General features: G+C 67.5%; 21 protein-coding genes. 9 read left to right on the forward strand and 12 right to left on the reverse strand.

Annotation, left to right across the window (positions count from 1 at the left end; genetic code table 11):
• Window positions 1–76: 76 nt before the first annotated feature.
• The 3 genes from ACQPYM_RS41215 to ACQPYM_RS41225 are packed head-to-tail and all read right to left on the reverse strand — an operon-like array spanning window position 77 to window position 1,875.
• Window positions 77–514, reverse strand: a complete 438-nt coding sequence (locus ACQPYM_RS41215; protein ID WP_433012574.1) for an SRPBCC family protein — start codon at window positions 512–514, stop codon at window positions 77–79.
• Between the two features lie 33 nt (window positions 515–547).
• A complete protein-coding gene (locus ACQPYM_RS41220) occupies window positions 548–1,033 on the reverse strand; it encodes a DUF1772 domain-containing protein (RefSeq protein WP_433012577.1) in 486 nt (161 codons plus the stop codon).
• Window positions 1,030–1,875 carry an NAD(P)H-binding protein gene (locus tag ACQPYM_RS41225; RefSeq protein ID WP_433012580.1) on the reverse strand — a complete coding sequence of 282 codons (846 nt, stop codon included), beginning with the start codon at window positions 1,873–1,875 and terminating at the stop codon, window positions 1,030–1,032. The genes ACQPYM_RS41220 and ACQPYM_RS41225 overlap by 4 nt, the downstream gene beginning before the upstream one ends.
• Window positions 1,876–1,967: 92 nt before the next feature.
• Between ACQPYM_RS41225 and ACQPYM_RS41230 the strand changes: the two genes are divergently transcribed.
• The gene (locus ACQPYM_RS41230; RefSeq protein ID WP_433012583.1) at window positions 1,968–2,909 is read left to right on the forward strand and encodes an AraC family transcriptional regulator; all 942 of its coding nucleotides are present in this window, start codon (window positions 1,968–1,970) and stop codon (window positions 2,907–2,909) included.
• Between the two features lie 3 nt (window positions 2,910–2,912).
• Here the strand turns inward: ACQPYM_RS41230 and ACQPYM_RS41235 are convergent, their stop codons facing one another.
• Window positions 2,913–3,623, reverse strand: a complete 711-nt coding sequence (locus tag ACQPYM_RS41235; protein WP_433012586.1) for a dienelactone hydrolase family protein — start codon at window positions 3,621–3,623, stop codon at window positions 2,913–2,915.
• A gap of 21 nt (window positions 3,624–3,644) precedes the next feature.
• Entirely contained in the window at window positions 3,645–4,880 is a 1,236-nt protein-coding gene (locus ACQPYM_RS41240; protein ID WP_433012589.1) for an MFS transporter, read from the reverse strand.
• Between the two features lie 82 nt (window positions 4,881–4,962).
• Between ACQPYM_RS41240 and ACQPYM_RS41245 the strand changes: the two genes are divergently transcribed.
• The 3 genes from ACQPYM_RS41245 to ACQPYM_RS41255 are packed head-to-tail and all read left to right on the forward strand — an operon-like array spanning window position 4,963 to window position 6,723.
• Window positions 4,963–5,847, forward strand: a complete 885-nt coding sequence (locus ACQPYM_RS41245) for a LysR family transcriptional regulator (protein ID WP_433012592.1) — start codon at window positions 4,963–4,965, stop codon at window positions 5,845–5,847.
• Between the two features lie 10 nt (window positions 5,848–5,857).
• Entirely contained in the window at window positions 5,858–6,283 is a 426-nt protein-coding gene (locus ACQPYM_RS41250) for a protein-tyrosine phosphatase family protein (protein ID WP_433012595.1), read from the forward strand.
• 44 nt (window positions 6,284–6,327) lie between these two features.
• Window positions 6,328–6,723, forward strand: a complete 396-nt coding sequence (locus ACQPYM_RS41255; protein WP_433012598.1) for a RidA family protein — start codon at window positions 6,328–6,330, stop codon at window positions 6,721–6,723.
• On the opposite strand, the gene ACQPYM_RS41260 is transcribed toward ACQPYM_RS41255, so the two are convergent.
• Window positions 6,707–7,834 carry an FAD-binding oxidoreductase gene (locus ACQPYM_RS41260; protein ID WP_433012600.1) on the reverse strand — a complete coding sequence of 376 codons (1,128 nt, stop codon included), beginning with the start codon at window positions 7,832–7,834 and terminating at the stop codon, window positions 6,707–6,709. The genes ACQPYM_RS41255 and ACQPYM_RS41260 overlap by 17 nt on opposite strands.
• Before the next feature lie 252 nt (window positions 7,835–8,086).
• On the opposite strand from ACQPYM_RS41260, the gene ACQPYM_RS41265 reads away from it, so the two are divergent.
• Window positions 8,087–9,073 carry a helix-turn-helix transcriptional regulator gene (locus tag ACQPYM_RS41265; RefSeq protein ID WP_433012603.1) on the forward strand — a complete coding sequence of 329 codons (987 nt, stop codon included), beginning with the start codon at window positions 8,087–8,089 and terminating at the stop codon, window positions 9,071–9,073.
• Between the two features lie 11 nt (window positions 9,074–9,084).
• On the opposite strand, the gene ACQPYM_RS41270 is transcribed toward ACQPYM_RS41265, so the two are convergent.
• Together ACQPYM_RS41270 and ACQPYM_RS41275 are read right to left on the reverse strand one after the other, a co-directional pair.
• Complete coding sequence (locus ACQPYM_RS41270) at window positions 9,085–9,492, reverse strand: hypothetical protein (protein ID WP_433012605.1); 408 nt, start codon at window positions 9,490–9,492, stop codon at window positions 9,085–9,087.
• A gap of 15 nt (window positions 9,493–9,507) precedes the next feature.
• A complete protein-coding gene (locus ACQPYM_RS41275) occupies window positions 9,508–10,113 on the reverse strand; it encodes a DoxX family protein (RefSeq protein ID WP_433012608.1) in 606 nt (201 codons plus the stop codon).
• An 85-nt stretch (window positions 10,114–10,198) separates the two neighbouring features.
• Here ACQPYM_RS41275 and ACQPYM_RS41280 point away from each other — a divergent pair, with 85 nt between their 5' ends.
• On the forward strand, window positions 10,199–10,864 hold the full coding sequence (locus ACQPYM_RS41280) for a MerR family transcriptional regulator (RefSeq protein WP_433012611.1): 666 nt from the start codon (window positions 10,199–10,201) through the stop codon (window positions 10,862–10,864).
• Between the two features lie 28 nt (window positions 10,865–10,892).
• On the opposite strand, the gene ACQPYM_RS41285 is transcribed toward ACQPYM_RS41280, so the two are convergent.
• Window positions 10,893–13,499, reverse strand: coding sequence for a replicative DNA helicase (locus ACQPYM_RS41285; protein ID WP_433023491.1), 2,607 nt, complete (start codon window positions 13,497–13,499; stop codon window positions 10,893–10,895).
• Window positions 13,500–13,972: 473 nt separating this feature from the next.
• On the opposite strand from ACQPYM_RS41285, the gene ACQPYM_RS41290 reads away from it, so the two are divergent.
• Together ACQPYM_RS41290 and ACQPYM_RS41295 are read left to right on the forward strand one after the other, a co-directional pair.
• Complete coding sequence (locus ACQPYM_RS41290) at window positions 13,973–15,289, forward strand: MATE family efflux transporter (protein ID WP_433012613.1); 1,317 nt, start codon at window positions 13,973–13,975, stop codon at window positions 15,287–15,289.
• Between the two features lie 82 nt (window positions 15,290–15,371).
• A complete protein-coding gene (locus ACQPYM_RS41295) occupies window positions 15,372–16,079 on the forward strand; it encodes a hypothetical protein (RefSeq protein ID WP_433012616.1) in 708 nt (235 codons plus the stop codon).
• Window positions 16,080–16,133: 54 nt separating this feature from the next.
• Here the strand turns inward: ACQPYM_RS41295 and ACQPYM_RS41300 are convergent, their stop codons facing one another.
• A complete protein-coding gene (locus ACQPYM_RS41300; protein ID WP_433012619.1) occupies window positions 16,134–16,493 on the reverse strand; it encodes a YrdB family protein in 360 nt (119 codons plus the stop codon).
• 129 nt (window positions 16,494–16,622) lie between these two features.
• On the opposite strand from ACQPYM_RS41300, the gene ACQPYM_RS41305 reads away from it, so the two are divergent.
• Window positions 16,623–17,318 carry a TetR/AcrR family transcriptional regulator gene (locus ACQPYM_RS41305; RefSeq protein WP_433012622.1) on the forward strand — a complete coding sequence of 232 codons (696 nt, stop codon included), beginning with the start codon at window positions 16,623–16,625 and terminating at the stop codon, window positions 17,316–17,318.
• A 13-nt stretch (window positions 17,319–17,331) separates the two neighbouring features.
• On the opposite strand, the gene ACQPYM_RS41310 is transcribed toward ACQPYM_RS41305, so the two are convergent.
• Window positions 17,332–17,706, reverse strand: a complete 375-nt coding sequence (locus ACQPYM_RS41310) for a DUF4913 domain-containing protein (protein WP_360289039.1) — start codon at window positions 17,704–17,706, stop codon at window positions 17,332–17,334.
• The gene (locus ACQPYM_RS41315) at window positions 17,696–19,543 is read right to left on the reverse strand and encodes a type IV secretory system conjugative DNA transfer family protein (protein WP_433012626.1); all 1,848 of its coding nucleotides are present in this window, start codon (window positions 19,541–19,543) and stop codon (window positions 17,696–17,698) included. Before ACQPYM_RS41315 ends, ACQPYM_RS41310 begins: the two co-directional genes overlap by 11 nt.
• Window positions 19,544–19,674: the final 131 nt, after the last annotated feature.

Consider the following 19,674-nt stretch of genomic DNA (forward strand, 5'->3'; position numbering starts at 1 on the left):
ATCGAATACCCCAACTCTTTCGCCGAAGACCTCGCCGCCCCATCCCGCAGCCACCCCGATCAAGGTGGCGCAGGCTCTACCCTTCGAGCTTCTGCAGGGCGGTCCGCATGCCTTCTTCGGCCTCGTCGCCGAGCTTCTTGAACTGGCTCTTGAAGAGGGGCTCGATCAGCCGGGTGACGCCCTTGAACTCGAACTCGGCGCGGTAGGTGACCTCGGTGCCCTCGCCGGTACTGCGGAAGGTCATCGTGTCGAGCGCGCTGACCGTCTTGTTCTCGCCGCGGAGCTGGAAGACCTGGTTGGCCTCCCGCTGCTGGACGACGTACTCGAGCTCGGTCTCCCGGCCGGCGAACGACGAGGTGTTCCGGTACGTCGTACCGGGGCCGCCGTCGCCTGCCACCTTGACCGTGGTGACCGTGCCGGGATCCCACTCGGTCGTCGTCTCGAAGTCGGACAGATAGCCGAAGACGCTCTCGACGGACTTGTCCACGGTGACAACGCGCTCAATGGTGATCACGCTCGCCACGCTACCGCCCACCCCCAACCGAACTTATGCAGCGCGGTTGGCGTGGAGGGACAGGGCGAAGGCGATGATCGCGAGGGTGCCGGTCACGAAGCGGATGTTGTTGGCGGGGTTCCATTTGTCGAGGTAGTTCTGCCATTCGGCGGCGCCAGCCGCTGAGGTCGGATCGATGGTGGCGAGGTGGTCGTTGAGTGGGAAGTTGACGGCGATGCTGACCACGATGACGCCGACCAGGTAGAGGGCGGAGCCGGTCAGGAGCCACCACTTGCCCTGGCTGTCGTTGACGAACGCGAGGATCGGCAGCGCCACGCAGATCAGCGTGGTGCCCAGGAAGACGAGCAGGAACAGCGGATTCTGGATGCGGACGTTGATCAGGTTCATCGCGGTCGCGCCCTGCCCGGCCGGCAATCGCTGCAGTGAGCTCATGATCGCCGTACCGAAGGTGAAGCAGACTCCGGCGACCAGCCCGCTGCCGACGAGCGCCGCGATGGTGAGGATCCGGGTGAGGTTCATGCCGACCACGCTCCGGTCTTCGCCGTCTCCCGGGCCCAGTCCGCGAAGTCACGCGGCTCCCGACCGAGCACCTGCTGGACCCCTTCGGACACGTACTCCGAACGGCGGTTGCGGATCACGGCGAAGAGATCGCGGACCGCCTCGGAGTCCTCCTGGGTCTGCCCGTACGAGACCAGCTCGGCGACGAACTGCTCGGGCTCGAGGTCGACGTACCGGATCGGCCGGCCGGTGACCGCGGACAGTTCGTCGGCGACCTCGGCCATCGTCAGCGTGCGCGGCCCGGACAGCGAGTAGGTCTCGCCGGTGTGCCGCTCGTCGAGCAGGACCTCCGTCATCACGTCGCCGATGTCGTTGGTGTCGATCCACGCCTCGGCGCCGTCACCGGCCGCCACCCGGATCTCGCCACCCATGACGTAGTCGTACAGGAAGTCCTCGCTGAAGTTCTGCGCGAACCAGGCCGGCCGGACGATGGTCCAGTCGGCACCGCTCGCCCGGACCGCGTTCTCCAGTTCGACGCTGCTCTCGTAGACCGCGAAGTCGCGGCCCGGGCTGCCGACGCCACGACCGGACAGCAGCACCACCCGGCGCAGCCCCTCGGCCGCCGCCTGCTGGATGAACTTGCCGGCCAGAGCCAGCCCGGTCGGACCGACCGGCGGTGCCAGGTACGCCGTGTCGATACCGGCGACGGCTCCGGCCCAGCTGCCCTCGTCGTACCAGTCGAAACGCTGCTCGCTCGAGCGGGAGGCCAGGCGGTAGGCGATTCCGCGGGTCTCGAGTTGTTCTGCCACCCGGCGGCCGGTCTTGCCCTTGCCGCCGATGATGAGGATCGGTGTCGTTGTCATGGCTCAAGTTCATCGCGTTCGGATGAGACAAACCATGGTTGTCTGACGCAGTTTGATGTCTGAGAGTCTCAAACCGAGGTAGGCTGCTGGCTATGGACGTGCTCGATGACCTGCTGGCCGGCACCCGCGCACGAGGCGGCGTGTTCAACCTGACCATCCTCGATCCGCCCTGGGGTCTGCACATCGTCGACGAGGCGCCGCTCGCGTTGGCGACCCTGGTGAAGGGCTCGGCCTGGATCGTCATGGACGGCCGGCAGCCGATCCGGATGGAGGAACGCGACGTCGCCATCGTGTCCGGCGGCGCCCCGTACGTCGTCGCCGATCAACCCGACACCGTGCCGAACCTGCGGATCCACCCCGGCGGTCTCTGCGAACCGTTGCCTGGAGCCCCTATCGACTACAGCGCGCGGCTCGGCGTACGGACCTATGGTGCTCGCCCGGAGGGTGAGGCGATGGCCGTCAGCGGTACGTACCAACTCGAGGGTGACGTCAGTCGCCGGCTGCTCACCGCGCTCCCGCCGGTCCTCGTGGTTCCGGCCACGGACGTCGCCGGTCATGTGATGGACATGGTGCTCGGCGAGATCCAGCGCGACGAGCCGGGTCAGCAGTCGGTGCTGGACCGGTGGCTCGATCTCGCGCTGATCACCACCTTACGCGCCTGGTTCGCCCGGCCGGAGTCGCACGCACCGGGCTGGTACCAAGCACAGAGCGATCCGGTCGTCGGCCTCGCGTTGCGCCTGCTGCACGAGGAGCCCGCGTATCCGTGGAGTGTCGTCGAGCTCGCCAACCGCACCGGCGTCTCCCGGGCCAGCCTGGCCAGGCGATTCACCAGCATCGTCGGCGAAGCGCCGATGGCCTATCTGACCGGCTGGCGGATCACGCTCGCCGCGGACTTGTTGCGCGAGACAACGGACACGGTCGAGTCGATCGCCCGCAAGGTCGGTTATGCCAACGCGTTCGCGCTGAGCGTCGCGTTCAAACGGGTCCGCGGTACCAGCCCGACCGCTCATCGGCGCGCGAGCACGGCTGCCTGACTCTCAGGCTGTGGTGACCTCGATGAACGCCAGCGCCTGCGGCCAGGACACCCGGAAGGCATCGGCGTTGACCGCTTTGTCGTGCCGCGCACGATCCGAGAAGCCGTGGTCAGCGCCCGGATAGAACAGGGTGACCGTCGCGCCGGTGTCCCGGCTCTGCAACGCCGTCTGCAGCGCTTCGAAATCAGCGACCGGTACTGCGGCGTCGGCACTCGGGTAGACCACCATGACCGGCGCGGTGATCCCGATCGAGTCCGCGATGGCGTCGTACGAGTGGTTCGCCCGGAGCTCCGACGGGACCGTGGGGTGGTACACGACCACGTTCGCGAGCCGGTGTTCCCTTGCTGCCAGCAACAATGCGAAGCGGCCGCCGAGGCACCAACCGATCACGCCCACCTTGGTGCAGCCGAGCTCACCGAACAGGTGCTCGAGCAACGCAGTCTGCTCGCCCAGGGCCGTGTCGTCGTCCAGCTTGCCGACCAGCTCACCCAGCTCGTCGCGGGTCGTGTTGTCCGTACTGCGGCCTTTGAACGGATCCCAGACCAGCGCGGTGATCCCGCGTCCGGCGAGCTCGTCGGCCCAGTCGCGGAGCTGCTCCCCGATCCCGGTGATCATCGGCAGCAACAACATGCCCGGCCCTTGAGCGGCACCCACCGGCCGGGCGAGATACGCGTCCAGCTCTCCGACCTTCACCTGACTCGCCTCGATAGTCACGCCTCGGAGGCTAGCCGACGATCAGGCCCGCCCGGCCGTCAGCATTCGCCGGCCGGCGATGTTGACCAGCACGAAGATGATCGCGGCGAAGATCAGCAGCGCGAGCTGGTCCGGCAGCAAGGCGACGCCGACACCGACCGCGAGCACCGGGAGCGCGAGTCCGGCGTACGCGATCAGGAAGAGCGCGGCCAGGATCTCGCCGCGTGAGCCGGCGTCGGCGAGTGAGGCGGCCGTCGCGACCGCACCGCGGAAGACCAGGCCGACACCGGCGCCGGCGACCACGCCGCCGAGGACGAACAGCCAGAGGTTGGGCAGCAGTCCCCCGATGGCGATGCCTGCTAGGCCGGCCGACATAAGGAACAAACCGAGCCGCAGCTGTCGCGGCCTGGTGAGCCGCACGAATATGACCTGGCTCGCCGCGCCCGCGATGAAGACCGCGAACGTGACCACGCCGGCCAGCAACCGCGAACTGTGATGCAGAGTGCCGGCCAGGAAGGTCGGGGCCAGCGACGTGAACAACCCGAAGATCGCGAAGGCAGCGAACGCGCCGATGGCCGACGCGAAGAACTGCGGTTTCGCGGCACTCGGCAACGCGACCCGCTGCGGCCGGTACGCCGGACGCTCCTCCAGCCGCTCGACCGTCTCGGGCACCAGCGCGATACCCAGCGCGCTGAGCAGCAACAGCACCAGGAACACCTCGTACGGCCGCTCCAACGGCTTCGACCCGTACTCCGCGAGCAGCCCACCGACCAGCGGCCCGAACGCGAGCCCGCCGAGATTCACCATCGAGGAGATCAACGCCGAGTGACTCGGATCCTCCACAGGCCGGGCGATGCGCCGCAGCTCGGACAGATGAGCCGTCGCTGTCGCGGTGAGAACTCCGACGCCGACCCCTGACAGGAAGCGCGCGGTGAGCAGCCCGGGCACGTCTTGCCAGAAGAGGAAGATCACCGCTGCGACCGCCTCGGTCAGTACTGCGAGCAGAGCTACCCGGCGACGGCCGAGCCAGTCACTGACGTGGCCGGCCAGGTAAAGGCTGACCATCACACCCACCGCGTAGGCGGCGAAGATGACCGTGATCAGGAAAGACGGGAAGCCGTCCCTGCGCTGGTAGATGGCGTAGAGCGGAGTCGGGACCGTCGAGAAGGCCATCGTGGTCAGGAACGCGACGGCGATCATCCAGAAGCCGGCGCCGTGCGCGAACCGGAGGGGCGTCCCGGCCTGGTCGAGCGATCGGGGGCCGGAAAGAGTTGTCATGCTTTGAGCTTCGCCCGCTGGATCTATCGAGTCCAACGAGACTTCTTGCACTGTCTTATCGTTGTTGTCGATAATTGACTGTGTGGACAGCCGGCAGCTCGAGTACTTCGTCGCGGTCGCGGAGGAGCTCAGCTTCACCCGGGCGGCGCAGCGGCTGTTCACCGTCCAGTCGACCGTCTCGGCCGCGATCCGCGCGCTGGAGACGGACCTGAAGACGACGCTCTTCGACCGCTCGACCCGGCGGGTGACGCTGTCAGATGCCGGCCAGGCGCTGTTGCCCGAGGCAAAGGCCGCCCTGGAGGCACTGGACCGGGCCCGAGCAGTCGTCGAGGAGGCGTCGACCGGGCTGCGGGGCAACGTGCGGATCGGCACGATGACGCGAGTCGGCCTGGTCGACCTGGCCTCGTTGCTCGGCGCCTTCTACGAGCGGTATCCGCTGGTGGAGGTCCAGGTGACGACCTCGCCGACCGGTTCGAGCGGCCTTGCCGATGATGTCCGGCACGGCCGGCTCGATGTCGCGCTGGTCGGATTGAGCCGCACGGACCTGGCCGGGCTGGAGCCACGCGAGTTGGCGACCGTGCCGTTCGTAGTACTGGTGCCGTCGTCTCATCGGCTGGCGGCGGCCGGCGAGGTTCGGTTGAAGGATCTGGCTGGTGAGCGGTTCGTCGACATGTTGCGCGGGTTCGGGAACCGGACGAGTGTGGATCGGGCGTTCGATCTGGAGGGGCTGCCTCGGCGGGTGCAGGTCGAAGTACCGGATCTGACGACTGTGCCGGAGTACGTGCGGGCGGGGTTGGGGGTGGCCGTCGTACCGGAGCTTGATGACGACGAACTGCCGGGGGTGACGCGGTTGCGGTTGGCTGACTCCGAGCTGACCTGGACTCTGTCCGCGATCACGCCGAGCGGGAAGCGACCGAGCCGGGCTGTGACGGCACTCCTCGATCTGATGACTTCCTCGCTTGGCTAGTTTTGGATTTGTGGAGACTTGGGAGCCCGGCGCGGCCGGGGTGTTGAGGTTGCCTTCGGGGCGGCTGGTGCGAGGGCGTGGGTTGCGAGACGGGTTGCCGGGCGGCGCCTTGCCGGAGTACGGGGTGTATTTGCTGGGCAAGGAACCGCCGACGGTCGAGTGGAGTTCTCGCTGGGTGCGGTGGCCTGACTTCCGGCTGCCGGCGGACGATCGCGCGGCACGGGACGCGTTGAGCGAGGTGCTGACTCGGGCGGGCTCGGAGCGGGTGGAGATCGCTTGCGGAGGCGGCCGCGGCCGAACCGGTACTGCGCTGGCGTGCCTGGCCGTGCTCGACGGGATCGCGGCGGGCGACGCGGTGGCGTACGTGCGGGAGAACTACCACCCCAAGGCTGTCGAGACGCCGTGGCAGAAGCGCTACGTCCGCCGCTTCAGCTGAAACTCCTTTGACGCAGCCGTGAGGTGTCGCGTTTGCTCGGCGGGGTGACCATCGAGCGCATCAATCCCCCGCAACTGCACCCGACTCCTGGCTACCACCACGTGACCAAGGTCCGCGCCGACGAGCTCGTCATGCTGGCCGGCCAGTGCCCGCTGCAACCGGCCGGCGAACTCGCCGAGGGCGGCCTGACCGGCCAGACCGAGCAGGTCATCCAGAACATCCTGACCGCCCTCGAAGCGGCCGGCGCCACCCCGGCGGACGTAGTACGAACCGTCATCTACGTAGTCAGCCCGGACCGCGACGACCTCAGCGCCGTCTGGACCCAACTCAACGCCTCACCCCTGGCCCCCGCCTTCACCACCGCCAGCACCCTGCTCGGCGTAGCCCAACTCGGCTTCCCCAACCAACTCATCGAAATAGACGTCACCGCCGCGCGGTAATCGGGTGGTTCGGGTGGAGGAGGTTGCTCGGGTCGTAGTGGGCGCGGAGGTGGGCTAGGCGGTTGTAGTCGTCGTAGGTTTCGCGGAGTTCGTCCTGGGTGAGCGGGCCGAAGGAGAAGTTGAGCGAGCGGCCTACTGCGTACTTCGACCAAGGGTCGAGGATTGCGCGGTACAGGTCGCTCTGGTCGTCACCGCCTAGTGACAGGACAGACAGCAGGTACTGCGCGTCGCGGTTGCCGACGGCGTTGTCGATGGCCGGCTTGTTGGAGAGGGCGCCGCCCAGGTGTCTGATGCCGACTATGCACATCGCTTTTGCGTTTGGTCCTGCGAGGCTGGGGATTGTGGTCAGCGTCTGGTTGTCGAGTTCGCTCAGGAGGAGGTTGCGGGAGCGGTACGCGTCGGGGCGGGCGGGCTCGTCGAAGATTTCGCCGGACTCTGTGAACGGCCGTTGTTTGACGGTGTCGATCAGCGGTTCTCCTAGGCGATCTCGGAGCGCTGTGACGCATGCTGGGCCGTCGACGTCCGGGACGATGCTGAGTTGGAGCTGGGCGATGTGCTTGCCGCGGAGGGCGGCGGGGATGGGCTCGATGTCGGGGAACGGGATGACACCGACAGCTGACGTCACCGCGTCGGGGACCGTCTGGGTCCAGGCGTGCCACGCTGCCAGGACGCCGGGGGTTGCTGCGAGGTCGTAGTACAGGCTGCCTCCGTACAGGGTGGGCACGGGGAAGAGGTCGATCTCCATCGCGGTGACGACGCCGAAGTTGCCGCCGCCACCGCGGAGGGCCCAGAAGAGATCTGGGTCGTCCTCGGCGTTGCGCAGCTCGCCGTCGGGTGTGACGACCTCGATCCGGCGGACGTGGTCGGCGGCGAATCCGTAGCGTCGCGCCATCAGGCTCAGCCCGCCGCCGAGGATGTAGGGGACGGCGGTGACGCCGGGGAAACTACCTGCCAACGGCGCGAGGCCGTGCGGTGCGGCCGCATCGATGACCTCTTGCCAGGTCGCGCCGGCCTCGATCCACGCGGTCATGCGCTCGGGGTCGATCGTCACCCGGTCGAGGCGGCTGGGTCGTGATGAGGACACCGCCGTCGAGCGGGCTGACGTGACCATGGCCGGTCGCCTTGACGGCTAGTTGGAGATGGTGCTCGCGGGCAGAGCGGACGGCTCGTTGGACGTCATCGCGAGAGGTGGCGCCGACGATGTGGGTCGGACGGTGCCGGTCGAGCCGCTGGAAGCCACGCCGCTCCTCGTCGTACCCGGGGGTGTCTTCGGTCCAGTGCATTCCGGTGATGTCTTTCATGGGTTCGACGCTAGGGATCCTTCCGGACACATCTTGTCCGCAAGGTATGCGAATCTGGTGTTGTGAGCGCACGAAAGGACCTGCCAGGACGGTTGCTCCGGCTCCTCGCCTTGCTGCAGAGCCGTCGGGAGTGGTCCGGCAGCGAGCTGGCCGAGCGCCTGGGCGTCACCGACCGGACCGTACGCCGCGACGTCGAACGCCTCCGCTCCCTCGACTACCCGGTCACCGGAACAACCGGTACTGCGGGTGGCTACCGACTCGCGTCGGGGAAGAACGTGCCGCCGCTGGTGCTCGATGATGACGAGGCGGTCGCGGTGGCAATCGGACTCGCGGGAGCCGCGGCCGGTGGTGTCGCGGGGCTGGAGGACAGCTCGATGAGCGCTTTGGCCAAGCTGGAGCGGGTTCTGCCGGCTCGGTTGAGGCCGGCTGTGGCTGCGGTCGGCGCTGCGGAGGTGGTTGGCCGGTTTGACGGTCGGTTTGACGGTCCGCAGGTGGATGCGGGGGTGCTCGCCGTACTGGCCGCATGTTGCCGCGATCTGGAGATCGTTGCCTTCGGCTACAAAAATCGTCGTGGTTCGGTGACTCAGCGGCGGGTGGAGCCGACTCGGCTGGTTTCTGTTGCTGGACAGTGGTATTTGCTGGCCTTCGACCCGGAACGCGACGACTGGCGGACGTTCCGGGTGGATCGGATCTCCGATGTCGCGCCGACCCGGCATCACTTCGCGGCTCGCGAGTTGCCCGCGGCGGACGCTGCGTCGTACCTGGCCGAATCCTTCGCCGGTGCTGAGTATCGGCATACCGTGCGGATGGTGGTTCAGTTGCCTGCCGACGTCGTCCGCCGGAGCTTCTTCCGGGTGTTGCCTGGGTCTCTCACGCCGCTTGGGGAGGACGCTTGCGAGTTCCGGTTGAGCGCTGACTCCCCCGCCCTGCTGGTTCAGTTCGTTGCGGCGATTGTTGCCCTCGGCGCCGACTACACCTTGGAGGCGTCGCCGGCGGCCGCGGAGGCGCTGCAGTCTGTGGGCAAGCGGTTGATGGTGGTTGAGGCTTAGACAGTTGGGATTTAGGCGGTGATCAAGCCGAGGCCGAGGGTGATGACGCCGGCTGCCAGGGAGAGGGCGCCCAGCCAGAGGACCCAGATGAACTGGTTCGGCTTGGTCAGGTTCTTGCCGGCCGAGGAGGCGAAGAAGCCGGCTGACATCAGGATCGCCGCGACCGGGATGCCGAGCCGACCGAGCCAGAGGAAGAAGCCGGACAGGCCGGTCGAGTCGACGTACAGCAGGCCGACCAGGCTCAGGATGACTAGTACGCCGGCGTGACCGTGACCGGCGCGGGCGAACGACTTCTGGAAGTCCGTCATCGGTACGTCGCCACGGACGATCTTGGTCATGAACCAGCCGCCGAACTGGATCGTGACGATGGTGAGCAGGATCGCGCCGGCGATGATCCGGGACGGGTCACTCAGTTCCATGTTTCTTGCGCTCCTTCAGTGGTTGACGGGAGCCGTGGGTGTCGGCTCGGTGGGGGTCGGCTGGGTGGGGGTCGGCTCGGTGGGTGTCGCTGGTGCGGCCGGTTCGGAGGGGTGGCGGCGCAGGGACGCGAGCAGGCGGCGTACCGGGGTGCTATCGGCGGAGCGGGCGGCCCAGAGGACGACACCGACGTACAGGATCTGCTCGGGGATGCGCTGCCAGAGCGGGGTGACCGGCTCGCCGTTGGCGAACGCCACGTTCTCGACCGCCGCGTAGATGTTGGCGGGAAGCATCGCCACGAACAGCGCGGCGAGCGCGTAGCCGGCCGCCCATCTCGTTGCCGTGAGCACCAATCCGAGCGCGCCGAGTAACTCGAGCACACCGGTGAGGTAGACCAGCGCGTCCGCGAACGGCAGGAACTCCGGCACCATCCGGACCATGTCGGCGTGGTTGGGCATCACGGTCACGCCGGCCGGGACGAAGTGCGCGCTGGCGGTCAGCAGCAGCATGACCGCCATCCCGTGCGCGGCACTCACCGGCCAGCGCGCGAACCGGCGTACGCCGAGCGCGCCGAGCGCCCGGAAGGTCAGCGTGGCGGCGACCAGTGCGACGAGGACGATCATAGCTCTCTCCTTGATATGGATAGTTCAGGTATCCACTTATGGATACTGATACTATCCATCACAGTCAAGGGGAGGGCAAGGCGTTATGCGGATCGCAGAGTTGAGCCGGATCTCCGGAGTACCGGTGCCGACGATCAAGTACTACCTGCGGGAGAACCTGCTGCCCCCGGGCGAGCTGACCAGCCCGAACCAGGCCAGCTACAGCGAGGCCCACCTGCGCCGGCTGCGGCTGATCCGCGCACTGGTCGACCTGGCCCAGGTCCCTGTCGCGCGGGTGAGAGAGGTCCTGGAGGGACTGGACTCGGACACGATGTCGCTGCACGAGAAGATCGGCCGCGCCCACCGCGCGATCACCCCGCAGCGCCAGCTCACCTCAACCTCAGACGCCCGCGAGGCCGCCACCGCCCAGGCCAACGCCCTACTCGAGTCCCACGGCTGGTCGGTGGAGCCGGATGCCCCCGCCCTCAACACCCTGATCGAAACGATCGCAGCCCTCCGCACCCTCCAGCAGGACCACCTAGTCAGCTTCCTCGACTCCTACGCCACAGCCGTAGAAAAGTTCACCGAACTAGAAGTAGCCGCCGTCACCTCACCCCCCGGCCACACCACCCCCGACCACATCGCCGAAAGCGTCATCCTCGGCACCATCCTCGGCGAAACCCTCATCTCCAGCCTCCGCCTCCTATCCCAGGAATCAATCTCCGCCAAAACCCTGGCGAACCACCCGACAAAAGACGGCGCGGCGGATTGATCCCGCAGTACCACGACGCAGCGGCAGATCAGCCGTCGTGGGCCATGTCCACAAAGCGGGAGTAGTGCCCCTGAAACGCAACGACGATGTCGGCAGTCGGCCCGTTACGGTGCTTGGCAACGATGAAGTCGGCTTCACCGGGCCGGGTGGATTCCCGCTCGTACGCATCCTCACGGTGCAGCAGGATGACAACGTCGGCATCCTGCTCCAGACTGTTATGGACAGCGATGCCCTCGGCAACGAAGTTGTGGGTGCCCATCACGGTGGCGTCGTAGACCTCCTCCTCGCCGAGGCTTTCGATCGAGGTGACGGTGTCCCAGAAGATGTCGTTGGTGGCGAGCAACTCTAGTACCGAATCTTCAAGGATCTCTGCGACCTGACCAATGCGGGCTCGCGTTGGCGCACCTGCAAATAGGCGAGAGCCAGCGCCCTTGTGACCCAGAGAGGCCGCAAGTTCTCGCTGTTTCATAGCCTTGTCGTGCATGGTGGTTTGCACTCGATCCCATACCTCGGATGGAACGGTGTCGAGCTTCGGTGCGGCCACCACCGACCGCAGATGCGTCCCAACCAAGCGACACGCCTCGCCGCGCTGACCGTGGACTCCGACCTCATCAATGAACCGGAGCTGATTCTCGGCGCCGTAGATATGCAAGTGGTAGGAGTCGCGGTAGCCGGTCTTCGGCGCGGTTGAGATTCGGGTGAATATGTTGAATCGGAGAAGGAGGCGAGCGAGGCCGTCAATCATTTGTCGACTGGTCGACGCGTAGTAGATCTGGCCACAGTTGACCTCAGGGCGCCAGCGCACTGAGCCGTCTGTGGCCCAGAGGTGGCGGATGAAAGCGCCGACCTGCTCCTTCGGCAGACCGAAGACCCCTTCGGGGATGAACTTCTCGTGGCTGCGCAGGCCGAAAAGACCCATCCCGTCGAGCCAGGCTGCGATCGGGTTCCGCTTGCCGCGGGCCAGCCGGTACGGCGCGGGCAGGCGCAGGGTCGTCACCCGGGCCGCGGCGTACTCGTCGCGGATCGGCGTGATCCCGAACCGTCGGCCGGCCGCCTCGGCGACAGCGGTCAGATTCGCCTCGTCGATGCTCGCGTACCGGATCGGCTGCCGCTTCACGAAGGATCCGTCACCGAGCAGGTGAGCCAGGAGGGTGACCTCATCGTCATCCCAGGGCTTCACATCCAGCGGTGCCGGCACGTGTCGCAGCGAGCCGAGCCGAGCGCCTGGAGCCAGCTCACCGAGCGGCTTCCAGCCCTCGTAGGTGAGGAACGGATGGTTCGCGGTCGCCTTGATCTCCCGGCCGGAGGCGAGCTTCAACCGGAAGACCTCCTTCACTCCACTGGGGAAGACGTGCGTCATCGTCCGCGGTACCAGTTTGAGTCGGTCATCGAGCGACCAGACCGGAATGTCCCGCGCGTCGTCCGCGAGCAACTCACCCAGCGAGATCTCCGCGCCGTTGTCGGCACGCATCAAGCGTGTGTCGGCGGTCAGGCAACCCGACTCGCGGAGGTCTGAGGCCATGGGGCGTTTGTCGGAGCGTTGTTCGGAGCCTCGGTTCAGCTGGCAGATGGCGATGACGGGGAGTTCTAGTTCCTTGGCGAGGAGCTTGATCGAGCGGGAGAACTCGGAGACCTCCAGCTGGCGGGACTCGACCTTCTTGCCCGACGTCATCAGCTGGAGGTAGTCGATCACGATCAGCTTGAGGTCGTGGCGCTGTTTGAGCCGCCGGGCCTTGGCGCGGATCTCCATCATGGTGAGGTTCGGCGAGTCGTCGATGAACAACGGCGCCTCGGACACCTCACCCATCTTGCGAGCCAGCCGGGCCCAGTCCTCGTCCGTCATCTTGCCGTTGCGCATGTGGTGCAGCGGCACCTTCGCCTCAGCCGACAACAACCGCATGGTGATCTCGTTACGGCTCATCTCCAGCGAGAACACACACGAGGTCAACCCATGCTTGATCGAAGCCGACCGAGCAAAATCCAGCCCCAGCGTGGATTTGCCCATCGCCGGCCTCGCGGCGACGATGATCATTTGGCCGGGGTGGAGGCCGTTGGTCAGTTCGTCGAGGTCGGTGAAGCCGGTGGGGACGCCGACCATGGCGTCGCCTCGGGAGTCGATGGCTTCGATCTCGTCGAGGGCGCCTTCCATGATGTCTTTCAGGGGGGCGTAGTCCTCGGTGGTGCGCTTCTCGGTGACCGAGTAGATCTCCGCCTGGGCCTGGTCGACGACGTCGTCGACCTCGCCCTCGCCGGCGTAGCCGATCTGGACGATCTTGGTGCCGGCCTCGACCAGGCGGCGCAGGATCGCCTTCTCGCGGACGATGTGCGCGTAGTAGCCGGCGTTGGCGGCCAGCGGGACCGAGGCGACCAGGGTGTGCACGTACGGCGCGCCGCCGATCCGGGCCATCTCGCCCCGCTTGGTCAGCTCGGCGGCGACGGTGATCGCGTCGGCCGGCTCACCCCGGGCGTAGAGGTCGGTGACCGCGTCGAAGACGATCTCGTGGGCCGGCCGGTAGAAGTCCGTCCCGCGCAGCGTCTCGATGACGTCGGCGATCGCGTCCTTGCTGAGCATCATCGCGCCGAGCACGCACTGCTCGGCAGCCAGGTCCTGAGGTGGGGTGCGGTCGAAGCCCATGTCGGGGTTGCGCTCTTCGTTCCCGCCGCCCGGCCCCCCGCGGAACTCCGCAACGCTCAACTCGTCCGACCTCCTCGTCCCACGCCCGACCCGCACTGACACCGTACTCAGACAACCGGCCGGATTCGAACACCTGATCGAATCCTAACCGCTGCTTCCGACAGTTTCCGCTGGCAGCATCCACAGCATGCTCACCCCGAGACTGCGGGCGGACGGTGTCAGTCCCGCGACGGTACGCCGGTTCGCCCGAACCCCGGTAGCCGGTCATCCACACCCCCTGTGGAAGACCTGTGGGAAACCCCGGCAGCAGGTGTGCACAGGTTGGGCATATCCCTGTGGATATCTGGGGACGAAGTTCCACAACCGCCCTCTGACCTGCGGTTTCTTGATCCCCACACTGTGGAGGAGAAAAACTTTCGATACCCACAGGTCCCCTGTCTTGTGCACAGGCGTGGCCAGGCACAATGAAGCCCATGCCCCTTACCGGTTGGTCGCAGGATCGGGAGATCCTCCGGCTGGCGGTACCGGCCTTCTTCGCGCTCGTCTCCGAACCGCTGATGCTGCTGGCCGACTCCGCGATCGTCGGCCACCTCGGTACGCCGCAACTCGCGGCCCTCGGCGTCGCGGGCACGATCCTCCAGACGCTGGTCGGCATCTGTGTCTTCCTCGCCTACGGCACCACCTCCGCGGTGGCCCGGCGCATCGGAGCAGGCGACCATCGCGGCGCACTCACGCAGGGCATCGACGGACTCTGGCTTGCCCTCCTACTGGGCGTTGTACTGGCTATCGCCGGATTGCTGTTCGCCCCTGCCGCGATAGCAGCCTTCGACCCGTCTCCCGATGTAGCGGACTACGCAGTGACCTACCTGCGCATCTCCTGCCTGGGCATCCCCTCGATGCTGCTGCTCCTGGCGGCCACCGGCGTACTGCGAGGTCTGCAGGACACCAAGACGCCCATGGTCGTGGCCATCTCCGCCAACCTCGTCAACATCGCTCTGAACCTCCTCCTGGTCTACGGACTCAACCTGGACATCGCCGGCTCGGCACTGGGCACAGTGCTCGCCCAAACCGCAGCGGGCGTGGCCCTGGTCTGGGTAGTGGTTCGCGGAGCCCGCCGTGACGGCGCCAAACTCCGCCCCGACCGCCCCGGCATCCTGGCCTCGGCACAAGCCGGTATCCCACTAGTGGTCCGCACACTGACGCTGCGAGCAGCCATAGTCATCGCAACCTTCGTCGCTACTGACCTCGGTACCACGTCCGTCGCGGCTCACCAGGTCGCCTTCACACTCTGGTCCTTCCTGGCCTTGGCACTCGACGCCATCGCCATCGCCGCCCAGGCATTGACCGGCCGGGCGCTCGGGGCAGGCGACGTCGCGGGTACCCGGGCGATCACCCGGCGGATGATGTGGTGGGGTCTGATCTCCGGCTTCGTCAGCGGACTCGCTCTGTGGGGCCTGCGGGATCTCTACGTCCCGTGGTTCACCTCCGATCCCGAAGTACGGCACACACTGGCGGCGATCCTGCTGATCGCGGCGCTCTGGCAGCCGGTCAACGGAGTCGTGTTCGTGCTGGACGGCGTACTGATCGGGGCCGGGGACGGGCCCTACCTGGCGATCGCGGGCGTGATCGCGTTCGTTCTCTACGTGCCGCTGGCGCTCAGTGTGCTGTGGTTCGACGGCGGCGTGGTCGCTTTGTGGTGGGCGTTCGGCGGGTTCATGCTGCTCAGGTTGCTGACCCTGCTGACCCGTGAGCGCCGCGACGACTGGCTGGTCACCGGCGCGGTCCGCTAGGCGAAGCTGCTCAGGCAACCCACGCAGGCTGGTCGGCTGACCTGTTTTTGCGGCATCGTGGGGAGCGAGCGGAAGGAGCCGCATGGCCGACACGGACGACGACGAGCAGACCATTGCGCGGAAACCCAAGGTGACGGGGCGGGACGGCGTACCGGACCAGGCGGCGACCGATGAGCGTCTCGCCGAGCGGCGCGAGGCCTGGATCGCGGCCGGCCGCTCCGCCGACGACTTCGCGGCCGAGCGGTCCGCGGACGAGCTCGCCGCCGCCGAGGCCGAGGAAGAGCAGCTGCTGGTCGAGGAGGAGCTCGAGCTGGACGCGCTCGAGGAGCGCGAACTCCGGAAGACCCGCCGCAAGCTGAACCTCGACGACGCCGAGCTGGCCGACGCCATGCGCCGTGCCGACGTGGCCGACCGCAACCACCAGCAACTGCGAGCCCGGGCGGCTGACGAACGCCTGCTGGCTCGCAGCGACTCGGCTCACGCAAGGCACCTGCGCGACGGTGCCGCCGGCCGCGACGATCCTCAAGCCGACGCCGATCTGAGGGCCGCCGACCGCGCCCAGGCGAGGTCGAACTACCGCGACCGGATCGCCAACGACGACGACCGCCGCGCCGACTGGAACTACGCGGAGGGTCGCGCCCAGCGCGCCCGGGCCGAGCAGGCTCCCGCCGCGGAGGCGGCCCGCAAGGCGCCCGCCGAGCCACCGGTCGCCCGCAAGAACATCAAACCCACCCGCAAGCTGCGGAAGAAGGACCCGAAGGCACTCCGCGACTTCGGCCTGGGCGACTGACCGCCCGTACTACGAAACCGTCCGTACTGCGAAAATAACCGCCCGTACTGCGAATCAGTGGGCCACGCCGGCAGTCAGGTCGCCGGTGCGGATGATCAACAGGTTGGCAGCGACCACCAGGACGAACACGACAGCCAGCACCGGGTGACCCAGCGTCCAGACCGCCAGCCCGGCCAGGCCGAAGAACGCGACCTTGACGATCGCCTTGACCACCGGGTTGCCGTACTTCGCGTTGGCATGCGCGGCGAAGAGCCGCCACACGACCGCGGCGATCAGCGGGAGACCGACGGCGAGGACGAGCCGGAGCGCCGTGCTGCTGCCCGCTTCCCAGCCCCACCACGCGAAGGCGGCGTAGCCGGCCAGTTCCATCGCGAAGGCCACCAGCAGGTTGCTCCAGCGCCAGATCTCGCTCATCGTCCCAGCTCCTCACTTTTGAGAGAGCACCGCTCTCTCTTATTTCTATTGTGAGGTTCACAGCCAACAAAAGCAAGAGCACTGCTCTCTAAGGTTGCCGGCGCTCTGCAGCGGCGGGACACTTGACCAATGAAGGAGACTCCGCGGCAGCGCCAGCACCGGCAGACGATGGCCGACATCCGCCGGCTCGCCCACCAGCAGCTCGCCACCGAGGGCAGTGCCGGACTGTCGCTGCGAGCGATCGCGCGCGAGCTCGGCCTGGTCTCGTCGGCGATCTACCGGTACGTGCCGAGCCGCGACGAACTCCTGACCCTGCTGATCGAGGAGTCCTACACGGCGTACGGCGACGCAGTCGAGGCTGCGGAGGCCCGCTGCCGTCGCGATGACCTGGGCCGCCGCTGGCTGACCACAGGCCGCGCCGTACGCCGCTGGGCCGTCGCCAACCCAGCCGAGTGGGCCCTGCTCTACGGCAGCCCGGTGCCCGGCTACCAGGCGCCGTCGGAGCGGACTACAGCCGCCGGGAGCCGCGTACCGATCCTCTTGCTCAATCTGCTCGCGGATGCGGGCTTGGAACCGTCACCGGATGACCCGCCGATGACAGCAGCGCTGCATCGCGAGCTGAACCGCATCCGGCCGGCGTTCCCCGGTGACCTGAAGCCAGCGGTGTTCGCCCGAGGTCTGCTGGCCTACACCTCGCTCTGCGGGCTGGTGAGCTTCGAGGTGTTCGGCCAGTTCACCAACACGGTCACCCAGTTCCCGGGCCACCTGGACCACCAGCTAGCCCGCCTGGGCGCAGTACTGGGCCTGCCCGAGGCAAGAGGCTAGATGCCGCAAAAGACTAGATACCGCGGAGGTTCGGCTGGCGCTGGTCGAAGAACAGGCCTGCAGGCGGCTCCTCCACCGGCAGCGGCGGGATCGGATAGTCGCTGTGGGCACCCCGGCAGGCCGCGAACGGCCCGTCCGGGTCGAGCAGTGCCTGCATGTGCGGGTCCGCGTGGTCGCGCCACCAGACCGACATCCCGGTCGCCGGGTCGAGCCGCAGGTGCTCCCAGGCGCGCCAGATCGAGTCGAGGCGGCTCAGCGCCTCCGCATGCCGGAACCACTCCGGGCACCACATGAACTGCTGGCCGATCCGCCGGCAGTACAGGTAGACGAGCCGATCCTCTACGAAGGCCGCGACGTGCGGATAGAAGAGTTCCTGCTCACCATCCACGACGTTGCTCCTCGCTCTGCTCCCAGACCGGCACCGGCGGACCGCTCGGCGCGGCCGGCGGAGGCGGCACGTAGCCCGTGCCGGCCGCCACCCACGCGTTCGCTCCACCCTGTGCGGGTCCGGACGATCCCGGGTCGTGGTGGGCCAGCGAGGCCTTCACCGCGGCCGCGTCGGGGCGGGCCATCCACGGCACGGTCTTGACCATCGTCGCCGGGATACCGGACGGGAAGACGACCGCACGGCCGGGCGGCATCGACGCGAGGTCGGAGACCTCCATGATGTGGTGCCGCTGGGTCTGCTTGCTCGTCCCGCGCTCCCCCTTGTTGTAGGAGACCGAGCTGGACAGGATGTCGTAGTCGCCGATCAATTTGCTGAGCCGCTCCAGGAAGTTGGCGTCGGACGCGCCACCGCCGTACACCCGGATATTCGCGGCGGACCAGAGCTTCTCCATTCCGCGCTCGCCCCAGCACTCCATCCCCTGCGCCCAGGACTGCAGGATCGTCATCAGCACGATGCCGCGGGAGCCGAAGTGGCTGTAGAGGTCCGGCAGGTTCTTCCAGCGGCAGACGTTCGCCGCCTCGTCCAGTACGCCGACCAGCGGGTTGGGCAGCCGGCCCATCGGGCAGGTCTTGGCGTAGTCCTCGGCCGCCTCGACCACGGCCACCGTCAACGCGGTGACCAGCGGGCCCGCAGTACCGGCGCCTTCCTTGGACAGGCTGTACAGCGTGCCGCCCTCGCGGACGAACTGGTGCGGGTTGAACTGCGGCCGGTTGTCGTTCGGCCCGTTCGGGATGACCCAGCGGGTGACCTTGCGGTTGATCAGGAACTGGGCGCTCTGCTGCGCGGTGCCGTAGACGCCGGCGCGCTGCTTGTCGGGTGCGTTGATGACACCGGCCAGGGCGTCCGCGGACAGCTGCAGGCCAGGGGTGCCGCGCAGGATGCGCTCCGGTTCGTCGTTGCGCTGGTCCGCGAGCCAGCTGTAGACCTGGGTGATCGGGCGCCTGGCAACGGCGGCCGCGAGCAGCAGGCCGGCCAGCAGGTCGGTACCGGCGGAGTCGAAGAAGGCGTCCGTCTGGGCGCCTTCCTTGCGCTGCGAGGCGACGAAGTGCTCCGCGAGCTCCCGCGCCTTCACCTCGTCGGTGACGTAGCTGAGCGGGTTCCACCACCAGTCCGGCGACTCACCGCAGACCTCCTGCGGGTCGAACACCCAGATGGGGCCCTTCTTCGCCCGGGGGTCCCGGGTGGCGTCCACGATGTCGCGCTTGTTCGACGTCGCGACGACGGCGCCCGGCGCGTCCAGGATCGCCGGTACTGCGCGGGAGGTGGTCTTACCGGTACGGGGACCCCAGATGTCGACGTGCATGTCTTCCCAGGACCCGAACACCTCCAGGTTGTCCCGGACGGTGCGGCCGATCATCACGCCGGGACCCGCGTGGCCCGCACCCAGCCGGTTCGCGATCTCCTGCGCGCCTTCCCGGGTGAGCTTGTAGATCTCCTTGCGCTTCGACATCAGGTGCGCCGAGCGGTCCACCCGCGAGCCGGAGTTCTTCATCTTGCCGACCAGGTAGAACCCGACGGCGACCAGCACGCCGAGCAGCACGATCTCGAGGATCAGTACGCCGGTGGCCACGCCCGACCAGCGGACCCGGCCGTTGATGATGTCGACCAGGTTGGTCATCGGGTTGCTGATCGGCCGGGTGTCGTTGATCGCGGCCGCGACCTTGGTGGCGACCCAGGTGCCGCCGACGATCAGCGCGAACAGGCCGACCCCGATGAACACCAGGACCGACTCCGCCGACAGACCACCCGGTCCGGTGGACTTCTTGCCTTGGGCCATTAGTGACCTCCATCCGGAGTCCGTGCGTTGGCTCCGGTGTTCAGGTGGGTGGATCGCAAGGCGGAGGGAGCGGGCGATGCTTTTTCCATCGTCCGTTCCCGACAACGCCGCGAGGCGCCCGCCTGGGCGCC

It is taken from the genome of Kribbella sp. CA-294648, assembly GCF_050943845.1.
Lineage (GTDB): Bacteria > Actinomycetota > Actinomycetes > Propionibacteriales > Kribbellaceae > Kribbella.